Origin of the sequence: Xanthomonas maliensis (assembly GCF_009192945.1) — a bacterium.
Taxonomy (GTDB): Bacteria; Pseudomonadota; Gammaproteobacteria; order Xanthomonadales; family Xanthomonadaceae; genus Xanthomonas; species Xanthomonas maliensis.
The window spans coordinates 1-17,592 of the sequence record NZ_NSET01000004.1; the positions used below are offsets into that span (position 1 = coordinate 1).

Annotated in this window: 10 protein-coding genes; 7 read left to right on the forward strand and 3 right to left on the reverse strand. The window is 65.9% G+C overall.

Annotated elements, in window-relative coordinates; translation table 11 throughout:
• The first annotated feature begins 265 nt into the window (after positions 1-265).
• The 6 genes from CKY51_RS00730 (at position 266) to CKY51_RS00755 (ending at position 5,952) form a co-directional block, all read left to right on the forward strand.
• Entirely contained in the window at positions 266-613 is a 348-nt protein-coding gene (locus tag CKY51_RS00730) for a hypothetical protein (RefSeq protein ID WP_031340268.1), read from the forward strand.
• A 19-nt stretch (positions 614-632) separates the two neighbouring features.
• A complete protein-coding gene (locus CKY51_RS00735) occupies positions 633-1,703 on the forward strand; it encodes a hypothetical protein (RefSeq protein ID WP_022973263.1) in 1,071 nt (356 codons plus the stop codon).
• 272 nt (positions 1,704-1,975) lie between these two features.
• On the forward strand, positions 1,976-2,341 hold the full coding sequence (locus tag CKY51_RS22605; protein WP_238319560.1) for a hypothetical protein: 366 nt from the start codon (positions 1,976-1,978) through the stop codon (positions 2,339-2,341).
• 4 nt (positions 2,342-2,345) lie between these two features.
• Entirely contained in the window at positions 2,346-3,398 is a 1,053-nt protein-coding gene (locus CKY51_RS22560) for an NUDIX hydrolase (protein WP_211904843.1), read from the forward strand.
• A gap of 42 nt (positions 3,399-3,440) precedes the next feature.
• Positions 3,441-4,127, forward strand: a complete 687-nt coding sequence (locus CKY51_RS00750; RefSeq protein ID WP_022973259.1) for a glycoside hydrolase domain-containing protein — start codon at positions 3,441-3,443, stop codon at positions 4,125-4,127.
• Between the two features lie 91 nt (positions 4,128-4,218).
• Positions 4,219-5,952, forward strand: coding sequence for a hypothetical protein (locus CKY51_RS00755; RefSeq protein ID WP_152248742.1), 1,734 nt, complete (start codon positions 4,219-4,221; stop codon positions 5,950-5,952).
• A gap of 330 nt (positions 5,953-6,282) precedes the next feature.
• On the opposite strand, the gene CKY51_RS00760 is transcribed toward CKY51_RS00755, so the two are convergent.
• Entirely contained in the window at positions 6,283-7,815 is a 1,533-nt protein-coding gene (locus tag CKY51_RS00760) for an AraC family transcriptional regulator (RefSeq protein WP_152248743.1), read from the reverse strand.
• Positions 7,816-8,569: 754 nt separating this feature from the next.
• Here CKY51_RS00760 and mdtD point away from each other — a divergent pair.
• Positions 8,570-9,991: a multidrug transporter subunit MdtD gene (mdtD, locus tag CKY51_RS00765; RefSeq protein ID WP_022973255.1), complete on the forward strand. Its 1,422-nt coding sequence runs from the start codon at positions 8,570-8,572 to the stop codon at positions 9,989-9,991.
• Positions 9,992-10,349: 358 nt separating this feature from the next.
• On the opposite strand, the gene CKY51_RS00770 is transcribed toward mdtD, so the two are convergent.
• Positions 10,350-13,961, reverse strand: a complete 3,612-nt coding sequence (locus CKY51_RS00770; protein ID WP_081641421.1) for a hybrid sensor histidine kinase/response regulator — start codon at positions 13,959-13,961, stop codon at positions 10,350-10,352.
• A gap of 48 nt (positions 13,962-14,009) precedes the next feature.
• On the reverse strand, positions 14,010-17,579 hold the full coding sequence (locus tag CKY51_RS00775; RefSeq protein WP_052172282.1) for a hybrid sensor histidine kinase/response regulator: 3,570 nt from the start codon (positions 17,577-17,579) through the stop codon (positions 14,010-14,012).
• Between the last annotated feature and the right edge of the window lie 13 nt (positions 17,580-17,592).

The following is a 17,592-nucleotide window of genomic DNA, read 5'->3' on the forward strand; positions in this document are numbered from 1 at the left end:
CCCTATCGCCCCCATCCCCAGCACGAACCCCGATCATGCTTCCTCTGCTGATGGTCCTGTTGCTCCACCCCCAGCTCCACCCGCAACCACAGCTGCAGGCACCGCCCCTACTGCATCTACTCATCCTGCTGCAGCTGCATCTGCATCTGTGCCTGCATCTGCACCTACACCTGCGACGCCACCTCCGCCGTAAGCCGTCTGTGTAGATTCGCGTTTCACCACCAGGCCTCATTGCCAGGCCGCAGATCATTCCATGGGAGCCGAGATGGAACCGACCAAGGTCAATGCCCAGGTCATCGACGTGATCAACCAGACGCAGATGGCCACCATGAGTCCGCAGGTCGTGCTGACCAGTGGCGCCGGAAAGGCCTATCAATCGGTGGCGCAGTCGACTGCCATCGCGGTGCAGGACGCCACCGACGCGCTGCGCAATGTCTCGACCATCGCGACGACCGCGGTCGGCGTGGCGATGGCGCAGTACCTGGCCACCGGCGACGAAAAGTACGTTACCGCGCTGACCCAGGCGCAGGCGCTGATGCAGGGCGCGACCAACGACTTCGAGCGCGTCGGTACGGCGGCAGCTTCGGTGCTGAAGAGTTTCCCCGCAGGTTGAGCCCACTAGGAGTCACGCCATGTCCGTTTCGATCGCAGGCCGTCTGATCTCGATGCCAACGATGCTGTCGACCTTGGGCAGACAATGCCTGGCCTTCATCGATGGAGGCACGCAGTGGCTGGCCTGGGCGATCCAGTCGCCTGCTGGGCGCTACGACTTCCCCGACGAAAGCAGCATGCTCGACGAGGTGCAGCAAGGCCTGCATGGCTCGCGTCTGGCCTTGTTGCCGCAGCTCGAGCTGAAGGTCAGTCCGCTCAAACTGATGACCTTGAGTCCAACCGACCTGAGCACGCTGGCGCAGGGCGAAGCCGGCGATACCGGCTCGGTGGTCAAGGCGCAGCTGCAGCGGATCTTTCGCGACAACGCCTTGTTCACGGCAAGCGACCTGGCCGCGGGGCACAGCCTGCTGACGCAGTTGAAGGTCGACAGCGCCCCGGTGTTCCAGTCGCTGGACCTGGAGGAAAGCCTGGCACTCCGCCAGCTGGCTGCCGAAGCACCGCCGCCCGAGGTGACGCCGGCACTGCAACAGGAAGCGGCGGCCTTCGCCATCGAGCAGGCGCGCACGCCGCTGGAATTCTGCGATTACTACCGCTTCTATCTGGCCTGCACCGCCACGATCGCGGCTGCGGACCAACGCGCGCATGCCGCGGCTTCGGCCCTGCAGACGCTGCTGCCGCTGCTGTTCAATACCCTGGATTGCCCACAGGTCGCTGGCTTGCCTTCGCCCAACGAGGTCGAACGCAGCGTCGCAGAATGGCTTGCGCGCGGTCGCCAGATCGGCTTCGCACGGCTATCGCTGGCAGCGCAGCAAATCGTCCAGCACACACGCTACCAAGGCGACGCCGGCAGCGAGGCGGCGAACGACGCGATCCAGCTCTATCTGCAGTCGGCACAGGCATTCCTGGCAGCCAACCGGCCTACCCGCGGGGTGCTGGGCCAGGACGGCAACACCTGCGTGTTTTCCATGCAGAACGACACCCTGGCTGGACTATTGCAGGTCAATGGCGGCGTCATCTCGCTCCGCGACTTTGGTGCCACCCCCGCGCCCGCCAATCCGCCGCACGATGCGGAGACGGAGGCCACGCAATGAGCGCGCCGACGCCGCTTCCTGCGGCTAGCGACCAGGCCTCATCGGCGATCGGTGCCGCCGACGCGGTCCGCGCGGCGGTACATGCAGGTCGGGCAGCCGCGCTGGCATCCGCACGCCAGGGCATGACGCAAGCCGAACACGCCCTGGGCGAGATGTTAGGCGCGCTCGCCGCGCAGCGCCCAACTGGCATCGCGCCACTTCCGGCGCCAATGCAGCAGCCCGGCCGCGATGCCGCTTCGCTCGATGCCACGTCCACTTCAGGAGACACCCGCATGCCCGACGAGACCCAACCCACACCTTCGGCCCAGACCGCCGCCACCTCCACCCCTGCGCAATCCCCCGTTTTTTCGCAGATCGACGCCGCGCTGCAGGCGGCGCAAGCCCAGGTCGACCAGGCCATGGCGGCCAGCGACATGGCGGTGCAGGCAGCCATGCAGGCCGCAACCGCTGCGACCGCCGCTGCCGGCAACGACCAGGCAGTCGATACCGCGCGGCAGGCCTTGCAGCAGGCCGACCAAGCCGCTGCCGCCGCGGTCGCCGCCGCCCAGCAGCAAGCAGAGCAGGCAATGGCTGCGACCGTGCCGACAAGCGCACCGGCAACGCAGCCGGCCCCAGGTTCGCCATTGAACGGAGGATGAGAACATGCAGGTCTATGCCGCACTATGGGATGGTGCAGGCACCTATCTCATTGCACGCAAACGCTGCTTCAACAACTGGTGGGCTGATTTCTCGGCGCTGGTGTTGGCGGCAGAGGCGCTGCCGCTGCTCTGCAAGATCAAGGCAAACGCACTCAGCGGAAGTCACTCCTCAGACGTCGATTGGGCCAGCGTGCAGGAGTGCTTGCGCGGTGCCTTGCTGGCTACCAACGGACTCTGCGAGAAGAATTCGGGTTTCGTGGATGCAGCACACGCACTGGGTGATGCATACAAAAATACCCGCACCGACAGTCCCAGTGTGGACCTGATCACCACCAATGCCAGCGAAGGCGCCAGCCAGCTGCTTAAACAGAAATTTGGGCCAGGCTCACCTCGCGACGCGGCAGGCAACACCTTGAGAACAAAGATCACAGGCGCCGGCAGCGACCCGGTGCAATGGAACCAGGCACGCATGGAGGCAGAACGACTCGCACGCGATATATGGCAATGGGCCATGACAGAGCCATTGAGGGTCGTGAACCAAGCCGGTCAGTGGGCGCTGCCGGGTGGCGGCCGAAACCCCGGCGAGTCCAACGAGGATGCGGCACGGCGAGAATTTCTCGGGGAAACCGGCTTCGCTCTGGAGAGTTCCGCCGCCTTTCCGCTGGATCTCCAGCTCGAACTGATCGATCCCGCTGGAACACCTTTCCAGCTGATCCGCTTCAGGAGTACGGACCCGCTCGACGGCGTAGTGGATAGGATCAATCAGGCGACCAGGTCACGACCTAGCGCCAATCGACCGAACGGAAGTGCGGTATGCGACTGGGAAATCGCGTACGTGCAGTGCATCAGTCGATCGCGATTGACAAGCCACCTCGGTGTCCACCAACCGTTGGCACCGCAGACGATCGACGAAGGCGCTTACATCAGTGCCAAGATCGCGTATCCCGGTTCGGGCGCTAGCTATCCATCCGCCAATCAAGCTGCATGGCAGCGGAGGCAAAACCAGGCGATCGGTTGGTACGGACAAATAGCAACCCAGCTGCAGGCGATCGCCTGATTCCGACCACGACGATTCCTCACCTCGACGCGGAGCACCACCATGACCTTCCACATCGGCTTCGATACCGCTCGTTTCCCAGGCTTGCCCGCCTTGGCATGGCTCAAAGCGAACACCGACCTCGCCTGGTGCGGCTACTACCTCGCACCGGCGCCGAGCCACGCCGATACCGGATGGATGGGATGGCGGCCGACGCTGATCGCCAATGGCTGGGGTTTGGCACCGGTCTATCTCGGCCAACAAACCACTGGCCCTGGCTCACACGACGTGACCGTCCACCAAGGTGCTATCGATGGTGCACAGGCCGCTGCATTGGCCGATAGCGAAGGATTTCCCTCTGGCGCCACCATCTACCTCGATTGGGAAGACGGCAGCAGTCCCGGCGCCGACGCGATCGCCTACATCCGCGCGTGGATCGCAGGACTGACAGCGGCGGGTTATGCGCCGGGGCTGTACTGCTCGCATGTGTTGGCGGCAGACCTGGTAGCCGCACTCGCGCTGGGGCCGGCGCCGCAGATCTGGGCCTGGCGTGTGGCCACCGCTGGCAAGCACGCTTATGCCGGCGACATCCGGACACTGGCTGCGTCGGATCCGGCAGGATGCGGCTACCCGGCCGCCACGCTGTGGCAATTTGAACAGGATGCGGTGCTGTCGCTGCCGGAGACGCCCTGCGACGGCCTGGAGGTCGACTTGAGCTATTCGACCCTCTCCGATCCAAGCGCTCCATGAGCACGCATGCTCTCCACCGGTTTCGCGTCGAGGCACGATCATGAAGGAATCTCCCGAACAAGAAGACCTGCGCCGCGCGATCAGTGGCGAGTTGACCAAGCGGATCAACGATGCGGCACGCTATCCCAACGTGCGCTCGGCGGTGATCCAGGCCTTGGGCACCATCCAGGATCGGATCGCGGCGATGTGCATTGACGTGCAAGAACGCTTCATGCTGCGCATCGATCAACCGCTCGCACGCTTCTACATCAAGGGCGGCAATGCGTTCACCGCCTGCATGGACTTGCTGCAGGGAAACGACCAACACCTATTCGACTCGGGAAGCTCGGATTGGGACACCCAGGTCGCGATCGACCCTTGGCTACCTGGCTCCGTACAGGATGCGCTGCACGCGGAGATCGAGGACATCGTCGTCGATGAAATGAAGAAAGCCGGCGCGATCATCGCCTTCGAGCTGAGTCTGCTTCCCGTCGCCGATTCTCCGCTGGCGCCCCAGGTGCACCCCATCCCACGCCAACAATGGAACCCACATGCCACCGACGTGGGCTGCCTGGTCAAATGCGACGATCCGCAGACCTTCCGCCGCGTATTCGAACGCGACCGCTCCGGGTTGTCCGCCTATACCAGCGCCGAGATCGTCAAGGTCGGTGATGACACCACGCCCTCCCCGCCCGGGATCGTGCTGAACGATGCGATCAAACCCTTTCTCCTCTACCGGCTCGGCTACACCTGGCACGCCACGCTGATCGAGGGATTTGCCGACCATATCGTGTCGCAGCCGGCCAGCCCTCGCGGCATCCTGATGGAGTTGATCGACGTGAGCCTGCCGCGCCGCGATACCGTCGAAGCGATCGCGATCTGGTCGGAAATCGAACGCGCGCACCTGACCATCGCCAACGCCGGCGGCCAACAGGAACGCTGGCAATTGCCGCTGCCGGACCTGGACTACCACCTGCGCGAGAATCTGCTGATGCTATGCGAGATCGCCAGCGACCCGCTCGCGCTCGGCGCCCATAAGGAAGGCAAACGACGTGAACGCGTTGCCGCCATTCACGCCTGGTATGCCGCCAACAACCAGCTGGCCCATTTCCAGTCCGTGCTCGACGGCATGGCCGGCACGCGCGTGGGCGCCCCGGGTAACGACGCTGCGACGCTGGTGAATGCGCTGATGGCGTCAGTGCGCGTGCGCACCATAGGTGCCATGCCGGACTATGTAAATGGACGGCCGACCGATGCAACGCGTGACCGCGTGATGGCAGCACGCCTTGGCACCCGCACGATGATTAACCTGCTTTCGACTGCGTTCACCGCACCGGTCGCGCTGTCGGCTGCTTTCAGTGACGATCTGCTGCTGATGTCCACGCTCGCGCAGAATCCCTATCTGGCGATCGACCAGCTGCGCTTTTCCGGAGTGGACATGGCCGCAGTCGCACGGGTCAGTCATGAAAACCTGCTTGGGCTAGACACCGCTGCATTCGCGCAAGCGGTCGGACACTGGCTCGGCCAGAACGTGCGGGTCCTCGCCCAATCGCACAACACCCCACGCGTAGGCGGACTCAGCTACGAATGCACGCTGGTGGTGTTCCTCGACCAGCAAACGCCACCATTCGATAGAAAAGTGCTTGCGTTCTTGACCCTGACCACCGCCACCGAAGCGCAGGACGCCTTCCATTCGACCCCGATCGACCCTGGCAACGCCTATGCATCCCTGTTGGACATCGACAGCCAGCGCAAGGCCGCCGCCGCACTCATAGACGAGTTCGTGCTGCGCTACCTGCTTTCGAAGCAGCATGAAGCAATCAGAACGGTTTTGCCCCAGACCTAGCGGGTATCCGCGCTGTGCGCTGTGTTGCGAAACCTCTCAGCACCGATCCACAAGCGCCGCAAAAATTGGCTCGAAGAGCTCCACCCGCCCTGGTTCCCAGCCGCCAAAAGCCAATGCGCACCGTCGCCTCGCCCGCCCGCAGGCGCCGACCAGATGCCAACCCGTTGGCCTCTGGTCGGAACGATTACCTGCTAGCCATCGCCAGTCGCACACAAGGAGCGAAACCGGACCATGGCGATACTGACCCGCACCGTACCGCATGCAGGGCTTGGTGCTGGGCGATCGCATGAAGCCGGCACCAAGCCCCTAGCAGAGCAGTAGATCTTGCGCCTAGCCAACTCCACCGCCGCTGTCGGCATTGCGGAACTCGCGCGGGCTTACGCCGACCAGCCGACGGAAGCTCTTTTCGAAATGGCTCAGGTCGCCGAAACCGACCTTCAGGGCCACCTCGGTGATACGCAGCTTCGGCTGCATCTGCAGCAGGTCCTTGGCCTTCTCGATGCGGAGCTGCTGCAGTAGCGGTTTGAACGTGGTACCGAGCTCCTCGCGGAACAGGAAGCCAAGGTGCGATTGACTCACGTGCGCCTGCTGAGCCAGGTCCGCCAGCGTCAATGGATCTGCGTAATGTTCGCCCAGATAGACCAGCGCGCGCCGCAGGGCATCATGCAGCGTGGCAAAACGCTGGCCAGGCCGATGCAACAAGCCCGGGATCCAGTCGAAAGGGATTGAGGTTCTCGGCCACCCGACTGGACCATCCTCCGCCGACTGCCCCGTGGGCGGCGCATCGTCTTGCGTTTCTTGCGGAAGGCACTCCGCCAGCCGCGGCGCGTGACGATGGAGGTCCGAGACCATGATCGGACTGTTGCCTGCCATGACAGCCAAGCGCAGTAGCACTCGCTCCAGCTCGGAGAGGTTGTCGGGCCATCGATAGCGCCTCAAAGCCTCCATCACTCCATCGGTCACCAGCTCACGCGACTGCAGACCATGCCGCTCCAGGACAAGGTCGACGTGGAAGGCGATGTCCGCCGCGCGCTCGCGCAGAGGCGCGAGCGTCAGCGCTAGAAAGTCGAGCTGCGCCAGCAATGCGTGGGAAAAATGGCCATTACGCACGCGCTGCGCCAGATCGGCGGTAGTCGAGGCGATCACGCGGACGCCTCCGTTGCCATCGGCCATCTTTCCCCACCCCTGCCATCCACGCATGCACTGGGGCAAGCGGCGCTGCAACGCTTCTTCGAGCTCGTCGATTCCGCGCAAGACCAGCGTTCCACCCGCCGCGCGCTCGAACCATCCCTCGGGATCGCCAACCGGATCAGCGCAATCGATCATGACGAGCGGCCCCTGCTGCCAGGGTCCGCTCGCATGCAGCAGCACGGCGGCCTCGTCCTTCTCGCTGCCAAACTCACCACGGATGATCACCGGAAGCCAGCTGTCTGCGGCGCGCTCGACGAACGCATCGATCGCCCAGACCGCAGCGGACACACCGGCGATGGACAGCGATCGCTGCAGATGGCTTTCCGACCAGGCTTGCGCTTGCTGGCGCTTGATCAGATAGGCGCAGCACTTCGCCACACCCTGCCCCAGCGAAACCATCGCCGGGGTCAACCCGCCATGCACCGATGCCATGATGAGTTCGCCCAACATCTGCTGCGCATGCCTGACCGGAAACGACCACCACCCATCTTGCTCTGCAGCCGCCCCCCCATCGTGGGTAATGCCGGCGCGCTGCGCCCACAGAAATTCACAATGTGTGCCGCCCAATGTGGCCTTTCGCGATAAAGCCGCGGCAATCTTCTGCAATAACATCGGCAAAGGATCACCGGTACGATAAACACTTCTTACCAATTCAATAGCCTGCTGTTCCATTGCATAGTCCTGGACTGATAGCTGGCGCGCGTAAGGGCGGCCATAACCAAGTCGCGCCCCCTGACCAGACCGTTGGCGCGCCGCAAGACATGCATCCGCTTTTTTTAATGCGGACGGCATCGGTGACGCATGGCAGCACGTGAGCGAAGCGTGAATTTTCATTTACTTCGATCGTGCAGATCCATGCGAGCATCGAGACCATCGCCAGCGAATCGGGTGTTTGCCGCAAGCCACCGGCGGGAGTAGCACAGCGCTACAGCAGCACCCGACCGTTTGTATCCGCCGAAATCGCAGACTACCGATGGCGTCAAGCATTTCGCCTTGCGTGTCGATGCACGTAGACAGCGTCATACGCAACAGCTTCGATGTGCACGGCCAAGCGCAGTCCACGCCAGGATTCACTCTGCCGTATCGTCTGCGCCAGCTTGCCTGCGCAGTTCCGTCGCGCCACGGGCGAGATCACGCTACGCTGCACGTCCCGCCAGGGCGACGGACAGTGCATCGAGGATCGCCGCATCGGTGTCACCAGATCGACGCAGATCCACACCTGACCACCGGCAGAAAGCGGCAGCCCCGCATTTCTGCCCTCTCAACATGCAGGGAGCGAAGACTGGGCAATCCCATCGCGGCGATGGCACTGGAGCAGCGCGTGGTTGGCCGACAACAACAGTGCGTTGCAGAAAGTGCGGCGAGCAGTGTGGGTTTCCACACAGGCAAGCAGCGATAATGCGCCGTCCCATCCTGTCCGATCGCCATGTCCGAGTCCGCCCCTGTCATGCGCGCCTACGCCAGCATCAAGCCGCTGCTGTGGCTGGTATCGCTGGCGATCTTCATGCAGATGCTGGATGCGACCATCGTCAATACGGCGTTGCCGGCGATGGCCCACAGCCTGCGGCAAAGCCCGTTGCAAATGCAGTCGGTGGTGTTCAGCTACGCGCTGGCGGTGGCGATGTTCATTCCTGCGTCCGGCTGGATCGCCGATCGCGTGGGAACGCGGCGCACCTTCCTGGCGGCGATCATCGTGTTCACCCTGGGCTCGTTACTGTGCGCGGCCGCGCAGCAGCTACCGCAGCTGGTCGCCGCACGGGTGGTGCAAGGGATCGGCGGTGCGATGCTGCTGCCGGTCGGCCGCCTGGCCGTGCTCAAGACGGTCGCGCGCGAGGACTTCCTGCGCGCGATGAGCTTTATCGCATTGCCGGCGCTGATCGGACCACTGGTCGGCCCCACGCTGGGCGGCTGGCTGGTGGAGGTCGCGTCCTGGCACTGGGTGTTCCTGATCAATCTGCCGATCGGCGTGCTTGGTTTCATCGTGGCCCTGCGGATCATGCCGGACCATTACGGCGATGCGCGCCAACGCTTCGATCTGCTCGGCTACCTGATGTTGGCGTTCGGCATGGTGGCGCTGTCGTTGGCGCTGGACGGCATCTCCGAGCTGGGCCTGCGCCATGCCTTCGTGATGCTGCTGGCGATCGGCGGGTTCGCGGCTCTGGCTGGCTACTGGCTGCATGCCGCCAGCCGGCCGGCGGCGCTGTTTCCGTTGCACTTATTCAAGGTGGCCAGCTATCGGATCGGCATCCTCGGCAACCTGTTCTCGCGGATCGGCAGCGGCTCGATGCCGTTCCTGATTCCGCTGCTGCTGCAGGTCGGCCTGGGGATGAGCCCACTGCATGCCGGGCTGATGCTGGTACCGGTGGCGCTGGCAGGCATGGCGGCCAAGCGCGTGGCAGTGAGGCTGGTCGGCCGCTTCGGCTACCGGCGTGTGCTGATGAGCAATACCATGCTGGTTGGCGTGGCCATGGCCAGTTTCGCGCTGGTCGAGAGTGGGCAGCCGCTATGGCTGCGGCTCGTGCAGCTGGCCTGCTTTGGCGCGGTCAACTCGCTGCAGTTCACCGTCATGAACACCGTGACGCTGCGCGACCTGGACCGCGAGCAGGCCAGCCCGGGCAACAGCTTGTTGTCGATGGTCATGATGCTGTCCACCGGCTTCGGCGCGGCGGCGGCCGGCAGCCTGCTCGCCGCGTTCAACGACCAGCTCGGCGATCGCCATGGCGCCACCGCGGCCTTACACGCGACCTTCCTCTGCGTCGGTGCGATCACCCTGTCGTCGACACTGATCTTCTGGCAACTGGCCGAGACGCGTCCGCATCCGGCGCAGGTGGAGGAAGTGGCGGAATAGATCGCGGTCTGCGTCTGCGCGGTCTGCGCTGCCGTTGCATTGTGTTTGGCTGATCGTGGCGATCGAAGTCGCGCCGACGCGCTGTCGTGCAGCCATCGATGGCACGACGTCCTGCAATGGCACGTCGATCGCTGCTGTCGACAGTGCCGAGGCGGGCGCCGCGGGCGCGCGGGCTGCCACTGTTCGAGCACGCTTTCTGCGCTGGAGTGGATACGACCCAGACGTGGGGACGTGGCGTGCTCCATGCCGGGACGGCGCTGCGCACTTGAGCCAGCCGCTTGGCCTGGGCGGTTCAGCACGCGTCTTCCATCGAGGCGTCACGCGCCGCCTTGCGCTCGTTCGCAGTCAATCACCCGTGTTATCCAGCTCCCGACTGGCGCCGCAACGCGTCGGCAATCGTGTCGGCCAGCATGTCCCCGGTCAGCGGCTTACGCAGAAAACTGTCGAATCCGGCCGCGCGGGCATTGGGCTCGGCGGCCTCGTCGGAGCGGGCGGTCACCGCGATCAGCGGCATGTCATAGCCGAACACGCGCAGCTGCCGTGCCAGCGCAAAGCCATCCAGGCCCGGCAGATCCAGATCGAGTAAGGCCAGGTCGAAGGTGCTGTCGGCCGCTTCGGTCAAGGCGGCCAGGCCATGCGGCGCATGCACCACCGAATGCCCCTGCGCGCGCAGCAGGCCGACGATGACTTCGGCGATGGTGGCGTCGTCTTCCACCAGCAGGATGTGCTGTGGTGGCAGCGGTTCCCGGCGTGGCCCGAACTCCGCGCCCAACGGGGCACTGGCGGCTACCCAGCGCAACGGCAGATCGACGATGAAGCGGGTACCGGCGCCCAGGCGGCTGACGACCTCGATATGCCCGCCCATCGCCATCGCCAATTCCTGGCAAATCGCCAGACCGAGGCCGCTGCCGCCGTAGCGGGAATTGGTTTTGGCACCGTCGCCCTGCTCGAAGCGCTGGAACAACCGCGCCTTCTGCTCGGCATTGATGCCCGGCCCGGTATCGGCCACCTCGAAGCGCAGCCCCTGCAAGGTGCCAAGGGTGTGGAGCTTGAGCGCGACCACGCCGCGCTCGGTGAACTTGATCGCATTGCTGAGCAGGTTGAGCAGGATCTGGCGGATCCGGGTGGCATCGCCGCTGGCGGTGATGTCGCCGAGCAAACCGACTTCCACACTGAAACGCAGGCCACGCTCCTGCGCCAGCGGCGCCATCAGCGCCTCGATCTCGGCGACCAGTTGCCGCACCGAGAAGGGTTGCAAGTCCAGCTCCAGCCGCCCCGACTCGATCCGCGCCAAGTCCAGCGCATCGTTGACCAGCCGCAACAGATGCGCACCGGCACGGCGGATCGACTCGGTATAGCTGCGTTGGCGCTCATCCAGGCCGGTCTTGAGCAGCAGCTCGCTCATGCCCAGCACGCCGGTCATGGGCGTGCGCACCTCATGCCCCAGCGTGGCCAGGAAGCGCGTCTTGGCCAACGACGCCTGCTCGGCCAGCTCCTGCTTGTGCACGGCCAGTTGCCAGGCGTTGAGGCGCTGCAGGCGGCGGCGATACAACAGTACCGCGCTGGTCAGCACGCAGGCGGTCAATACCGCCAGCAGACTCAATCCCCACGGCCCCCGCCACCATGGCGGCAACACGCGAAACTGCAGCGTCTGCACCCGCGACCACACGCTGTCGGCAGTGCGGCCCTGCACTTCCAGCGTGTAGCTGCCGGCTGGCAAGCGCGAGAACAGTCGCTCGCCGCTGGGCCCGACATCCACCCAGTCCGGGTCGTAGTTGCTGAGACGGAAGCGATAACTGTTGGATTCGGAGTCGGCGAAGCTGAGCATGCGCGCGACGATGTGCAGATCGCGGTCGCCGTCTTCCACCACCAGCGGCTCGACATGGGTCAGATCCAGCCCACTTTCACCGCGACGCAGACCCACGCGTTCGATCACCAGCGGCGGACGATGCTCGCTGGGCTTGAGCTCGGACGGATCGAAGATCACCAGTCCGTCGGGCGTGGCGCCGATGATCATTCCCTGCGCCGACTGCGCCAGTGAACGGGCGACGAACTGCGGATTGGGCAAGCCATCGTGCACGCCGTAGACGCGGATGCCGCGGGTAGCCGGGTCCACCCGGACCAGGCCGCGCATGCTCGACATCCAGGCAACGCCATCGCGATCGATCACCAGCCCGCGTGGCGCCAGCGCCGGAAATTCCTGATCGGCACCGATGCTGTCCAGATGCTGCAACCGTCCGTCCTTCCACAGGTACCGATGCAGCCTGCCCAGGCCAGCGAACCACGCGACATCGCCATCGTTGAAGGTGAGCGTGAAGATCTGCTCGGGCGGCGCACCCGCCACCGCGTCGAAGCGCCGCGCCGGCGCATTCCACTGCAGCAGGCCATGATTGGTTGCCAACCACAGATTGCCGGCCGGTCCGGTCGTCATATCATTGAAGATCAGGTCCTCGGCCAGGCCGTGCGTCCCGCGCTCTAGTGTGAGCAGGACGTGGCCATCGTCGTCGCGCTCCTGCAACCCTTGGACGGTCTGCACCCAGATATGTCCATCGCCGGTCTGGCGCAGACTGGCCTGCGGCGCCTCCAGCGTGCCGTCGGCGTTGTGCGCGCCGGCGGGCCCGCCGTGGCTGTCCCAGCGCAGCAGTTGCCGGGTTTGCGGATCGAAACGCAACAGGCTCGCGTATTCGCCGATCCACACGCGTCCTTTGCGATCTTCCAGCACGCTGTAGGACCAGCTGGTGCTGCCGAGCGAGGGCAGCACGCGTTCGATCCGGCCTACGCTGGGATCCACCCGTTCCAGCACGCCGGAGGACCCCACCAGCCACATGCGGCCATCGTGCGACTTCGCCACCGCCTGCACGGTGAGGTTGCCGCCCTGCCCGCCGTCATCCAGGTGATTGAACACGACGGCGAAGCGACGCCAGCTCGATGGCAGATGCCACAGTCCCCCGCTGGGGCTGGCGAACCACAGCCCGCCCTCGCGGTCCTGGTAGGCCGACTCCCAATTGGGGCGGACGCGCCCATGTGCCGCCAGGCTGTACAAGGGCACGTTCTGTACGGTCCGTCCAACCGCACGGCCGAGACCGCCCAGGGTGTCCAACCAATAGCTGCCGTCGCGATCGCACAGCAGGACACCGAGCACCGGGAACTTCGGCGGAACATCCCACACCGGAACCGTCAATCGGCCCTCTCGATCACGCCGAAACACCGTATCGCCGCCGGTGCCGATCCACAGGCTGCCGTCCGGGTCGGCGGTCAAGCGGGTGATGATCTGGTTGCTGCCGGCCGGCAACGGCAGCCGCTCGAAATCCCGGCCGGTCCAGCGCGCCGCGCCGTCGGCGGTGCCGACCCAGAGCTGGCCCTGACGATCGATCTCCAAGCGGTAGATCGCATCGTTGGGCAGGCTGCGCGGATCATCGTCGCGATGGGTGAACCGATCCAACCTGCCGTCCGGGTGCAGCCGGTACAGGCCGCTCATCTCGGTACCGAACCAGAGAGTGCCGTCGGCATCGGAGAGGATGTTCCAGATCGACGCGCCACGCAGGGCCGGGTAGCGCGCACTGTCGTAGTGGACGAACTGGCGGCGATCGACGTCGAGCATGGCCAGCCCGCCGATATCGGTGCCGATCCAGACCCGGTTGCGTCGGTCCACATGCACTGCCCACACCTGGTTGTCGTGCAGGCCGTCCTCGATGCGCCAGATGCGGTAATTGCGGCCGTCGTAGCGCGCCAATCCGTCGCTGCTGGCCATCCACAGATAGCCATTGGCATCTTCGTCGAAGCCATAGACCACGTTGGACGGCAGGCCGTCGGCCACGGTGAGCTGGCGCGGCTGCGGCAGCACCGGCACCCCCGCCCAGGTTGGCATGGCGGTCAGCGCGGCCACCATGCTGCCAAGCAGCCACAAGCAGCACAGGGCCAGGCGGCGGAGAAGGAGGCAGCAGCGTGCCGGGGGGAGCGTCGTCTTCATCGGGTGCGGGCATAGTGCTGGCCGCGTGCCAGGCTGGCAACCGCCGCGCTAAGGCGTCAGCGCCACCGCATCGTCGGCCGCCAGTCCCACTGCCGCAGAGCGCTGATGCGCAGCCGCCAGCACCTGCGCGATCGCCTCGATCAGCAGCTCGCCGGTGACCGGCTTGCGCAGAAAGCCGTCGAAGCCGGCGGCCCGGGCTTGCGCCTCGGCGTCGGCATCGGCACGCGCGGTCACCGCCAGCAGGGGAAACGCGTGTCCCAGACCACGCAGCTGCGACGCCAGTGCGAACCCATCCAGCCCTGGCAGGTCCAGGTCGAGCAGCGCCACATCGAAACCGCCCTCGACCACCTCGGACAGCGCGGCCAGGGCATGCGCGGCATGCACGACCCGGTGGCCCCGCGTCGCCAGCAAGCCGCTGAGCACTTCGGCCACGGTCGGGTCGTCTTCTACCAACAGGATGCGCAGCGGCGGCAGGTTCGGACCAGCGACCGCAGGGGCGTCAGTGGGTGGCCTGGCCTGCTCTCGCGGCAACGGCAGTTCGACGACGAATTGCGTGCCGACCCCGAGCTTGCTGCGCAGGCGAATCTTGCCGCGCATCGCCACCGTCAACTCCTGGCAGATCGCCAATCCGAGGCCACTGCCGCCATAGCGCGAGCCGCTGCGTGCGCTCTCGCCCTGCTCGAACCGTTGGAACAGGCGCTGCTGTTGCTCCGGACCGACGCCAGGCCCGCTATCGCGGACCTTGAATCGCAGCCGCTCGCCATGCAGCTCCACGCTCAGCCCGACTTCGCCACGCTCGGTGAATTTGATCGCGTTGCCGAGCAGATTGATCAGGATCTGCCGAACACGGGTGGCATCGCCCAGGACGATCACCCCTTCCGGCAATCGATTGCGGTAGCGGAATTCCAGTCCACGCGCATGGGCGATGGGTTGCAGGAACTCCGCCAGCTCCTGGCACAGCTGCGCCGGATCGAATGGTTGTTGCACCAGTTCCAGCCGGCCGGCCTCGATCCGCGCCAGATCGAGCGCGTCGTTGACCAGGCGCAGCAGGTGCGCCCCGGCCTTGCGGACCGCCTGCACGTAGCCACGCTGGCGCTCGTCCAATGGCGTGGCCAGCAACAGTTCGCTCATGCCCAGCACACCGGTCATCGGCGTGCGCACTTCGTGACCGAGGGTGGCCAGGAAATGCGACTTCGCCAGCGAGGCCTGTTCGGCCAGTTCCTGCCGCTGCCGCGCCAACGCCCATTCCTGCTGGCGATATGTGCGTCGACGCCAGCCCCACAGGCACAGCCACAGGACCAGCGCGGCGAGCGCGGTGGCAACCAATTGCGCCGGCACGCTCAACCACCATGGCGGTCGCACCGTCACCGGCACGTCCGGCGCGCCGACCCAGTCGCCGCCATCGGCGCGGGCCTGGACCTGCAGACGGTAGTCGCCCGTCGGCAGTCGCGAAATCACCCGTTCGCCATCGGCATGCTGCTCCACCCAGCCTTCGTCGTCGCCGTCCACGCGAAAGCGATACTGCGTGTTGGCTGGGTCCACGAACGACAGCAGGCGCGCGCGAATGCGCAGATCGCGATCGCGCGCCTGCAACACCACCGGCGCCGCCACCGGCAGTGTCTGCGGCTGCCGGGCGTCGTTGCGCCGGACCTGCAGCGCATCGATCACCAGCGGCGCCGCCGGAATGTTGGTGATCGGCTGCGACGGGTCGAACAGCACGATGCTGCTGGTGGTCAACGCCAGTACCTGGCCATGCGCGCCCACGGCCGGCGGGCGCATCGAAAATTCGTTGTCCGGCAGCCCCTGCGCCGGCCCGTAGACGCGCACGCGCGCTTGCCCGGGGCGATAGGCCAGCAAACCGCGCGCAGTCGTGGCCCAGACCGTACCATCGTTGCCCAGTACCACACCGCGCATTTCCACCGCCGGCATGCCCTGGCTGCGATCGACCCGCTGCAGCAGACGGGCGCGCTGGCCATCCCAGCGATAGCGTTCGAGCGCACCGTAGCGCCCTACCCAGAACTCCTGCGCATTGACGAACGCCAGGGCGTAGACCATGCGCGCCGCATCGTCGATCACCTTGTGGAAACGGCCATCGCGCCGCACCCACAATCCATCGCCCAACCCCACCCACAGCGTGCCATCCGGCCGGAATGTCAGTTGCTGGGCCATGTCGTCGGGTTCGCCGAGGTCCTTGCCGAAGCGAAAGCTTTCCAGCACTTGCCCGTCCGCGCCACGGTGCTGCAGGCCGGCGCCGACCACGCTCAACCAGAACTCGCCATCGCGGCCGGGCTCGATCAGCTCGGCGCGCTGAACGCCGCTCTTGACCAAGTCCACGGCAAGATCGCGACGCGCGCCGGTGGACGGCGTGTAATGCACCAGCCGGTCGCGCACGGGCAACCACAATCCGCCATCGCGGGCCCGCAGCGCCGACTGCACGGTGCCGCCACCCAGCGCCTCGCTGGACACCACTGGCAGCACCGCCCCCGCGGCGTCGACCCGGTAGACGCCTTCGCCTGTGGTGACCAGAAAGCCGTCTCCATCGGCGGCAGCATTGACCAGGTACAGACTCTCCAGCGGCTTGCCCTGGGTCTCGAACAGGGTGGTGAAGCGACGCCAGTCCGGCGGCAGATAGGCCAGCCCTTGCGAGATCAGGCCCAGCCAGAGCCCGCCCTGGCGATCCTGCAACAGATCCAGCACGCCGCTGTGTGAGGTCAGAAAGCCACTGCCGCGATCGCCTTCGAGCACGTGCAACGCGGTCTGCCCGGGCGCGGCACGGAACAGGCCGTCGGCCGCCGCGACCCAATAGCCACCGTGGACGTCATGCACCACGCTGGCGGCACGGGTCGCCGCTGCCTGCGGCCACGGCGCTGGCTCCAGCACATCCGCCGGCGTGACCCGCAACAGCCCGCGCTCGGTCCCCACCCACAGGCTGCCATCAGGATCCTTGCTGAGCTTGAACACGCTCTTGTCGAGTTGCTCGGGCGCGATCCGCGCGAAGCGATCGCCCTCGCGCATGACCAGGCCGTGGCCGGTCCCGATCCACAGCCGCCCGCGCGCGTCGGTGACCATGCTCAGGATGGTATCGCTGGGCAGGGCATCGGCCCGTTCGGCGGCGCGGTAGGCGGTGATGCGGCCGTTCTCCTCCAGCCGGCACAAGCCGGATTGGCTGGTGCCGATCCAGATCGCGCCCTGCGCCTGCGCCAGCGACCAGACCTGACCAGGGCAGGCACGCTGCACGTCGGGAAACACGCGAAAGCCGCTGCGGTCGGCCGCCAGCATCGCCAGTGGCGAGCCATTGACGCCTGCCCAGACCCGATCGCGATCGTCCACCAACAGGGTTTCGAGCTCGTTGCCTGGAATCGCGCGCGGATCGCCCGGATCGCTGCGCCAGACCTTCAACCCAATCCCGTCGTAGCGCGCCAGGCCATCGCTGGTCGCCGCCCACACATAGCCTTGGCGATCCTGCGCCAACGCCAGCACCATCCGGGAGGGCAGGCCCTCGGCCGTTCCCAGGCGGCGCATGCGCGGGGTCTCCACGCGCTCGACCGCCGCTGCCTGGACGACAGCGAGCGCCAACACGACCGTGGTCAACCAACCCAGCGCCCTGCTCAATGCCATCGCCCGCCCTCGT